The organism is Streptomyces sp. NPDC005141 (assembly GCF_053599975.1).
On record NZ_JBSFYW010000153.1, the window covers coordinates 1 to 1999 of the forward strand.

Genomic DNA, 1999 nt, shown 5'->3' on the forward strand with positions numbered 1-1999 from the left:
CCGCCGCACGCTCCGCGATCAACTCCGGCACCGACACCTCACCCACCGACACCACCGTGTCGTTCCAGGCGGAGAGCACCAACTCACGCTCACCGTCAGGCAGGTACGTGGACTCCGCGTCGCCGTCGACGTTCTGGGCCATCGCCTCCAGGACAGTGCGGTACATCGACGCGAGTCGGTCCACGGCGTCCGGGGCCAGCCGGCCGGGGTCGGCCGTGAGGAGCAGTCCGCTCGCGCGGGCCGCGATGGCGAGGCCGAACTCCGTTGCGCCCTCGCCCATGCCGGAGTCCGCATCGACGATGTCGGACTCGGCCTGGGCGTCCTTGAGGTCGAGGTAGCTGAAACGGACGTCCAACAGGCGTGTGCCGTCGGCCAGTTCGCGCTGCATGACCGGCATCGGATAGCGGCGGTGGGGCCAGAGGGCGGCTTCCTGGTCGTAGACCTGGCGGACGAGTTCGCGCCAGGTGCGGGCGCCGCTCCGGAACGCGAACGGCACGGTGTTGAGATACATGCCGTAGACGCGCTCTGCCCCCAGGATCTCGGGGCGTCCGCTGCACACGAGCCCGGTGTGGAAGGACTCCTCCGGGGTGAGCAGACTCATCACCTTCAGGTGCGCCGCGTGCAGCACGGACTTGAGCGAGGTGCCGGTGTCGCTCGCGGCGGCACGCAACGCCGGCGCGAGGTCGGCCAGCGGTACGCGGACCGTGTGCGCCGCTCCGCCCGACGTGGAGGCGTCGCTCCAACCGCTCGGCAGCTCGAACTTGGCGTGGCCCTCGATGACACCGCGCCAGTAGGACCGGTCGTCGTCCGACGCCAGGGAAGCGCGCTCGGCCGCGACGAAGTCCGCGTACCGGACGGCGGGCGGCTCGGGCGCGGGCAGCGTCCCGCCGCCGCGCACCCGCAGGTAGCTTTCGACGATCTCGCTGAGCAGGGAGCGGTGGCTCCACCCCTCGGTGATCGGGTGGCAGACGCTGACCGAGAGCCACCATGCCTCGTCCGATTCCACGAGCGCGGAGATCCGAAGCAGGGGCTGACGTTCGAGATCGAACGTGGCCGCGCGTTCGGACGCGATGTGCTCGTGCCGGGTGGCCAGTTGACTCTCTTCGTCCTGGCCCCGTAGATCGTGCACGGTGACCGGGATCTCCGCGCTGGGGTGGATCAGCTGGAGCGGCAACGAATAGCCCTCCAGAGCGAAGGACGCCCGCAGCATCTCGTGGCGCTCAACCAGGGCCCGAGCGGCCTCTTCCAGAGCACTCGTGTCGAAGGCCCTGCCGTCCCTGATCCGGAACGTCGTGGTGTTGTGGTACTTGTTCAGCCCGTCGTCCGCCAGCATCTCGACCAGCATGCCGAGTTGTACCTGGGCGAGCGGGAAAGCGTCCGCCAGTCCCTCAGGAAGGCCGGCCCGGTCCGCCTCGGAGAGCAGGGAGAAGGGGGCCACGACAGGGGGCTCCTCTTCGAGGGTGCCTGCCGGCGTACCGAGCGCGGCCGCGAGTCCGGCCACGGTCCGATGCCGGAACACATCGCCGACCGATGCCTCGAAGCCTTGGGCCCGCAAGGCTCCCACCAGGGCGATCGCCTTGATGGAGTGGCCTCCGAGGTCGAAGAAGTTGTCCTCGACGCCGACCCTCTCCAGGCCCAGAACTTGCCCCCAGACCTCGGCGATCGTCTCCTCGGTCTCGCTGCGCGGCGCGATGTACGAGTCGGTGGCGGCGCCGGTCTCCGGATCGGGGAGAGCACGCCGGTCGAGCTTGCCGTTCGCGGTCAGCGGGATCTTCTCCAGCTCCACGAACAGGGACGGCACCATGTACTCGGGCAGTACACCCGCGACCGCCTCGCGCAGACCGTCCGTCTCACCCACCACATACGCGACCAGACGCTGATCCTCGGTCACGACCACCGCCGCATCGGACACCACCGGATGAGCGGTCAACGCGGCCCGGATCTCACCGAGTTCGATCCGATAGCCGCGCACCTTCACCTGATCATCGATCCGGCCCAG

General features: G+C 69.3%; 1 protein-coding gene. It reads right to left on the reverse strand.

The window, feature by feature from the left end; all coding sequences use genetic code 11:
- Positions 1-1999 (reverse strand): condensation domain-containing protein (locus tag ACWD68_RS41770; protein ID WP_451811699.1); only part of this gene is annotated, 1999 nt, incomplete at both ends.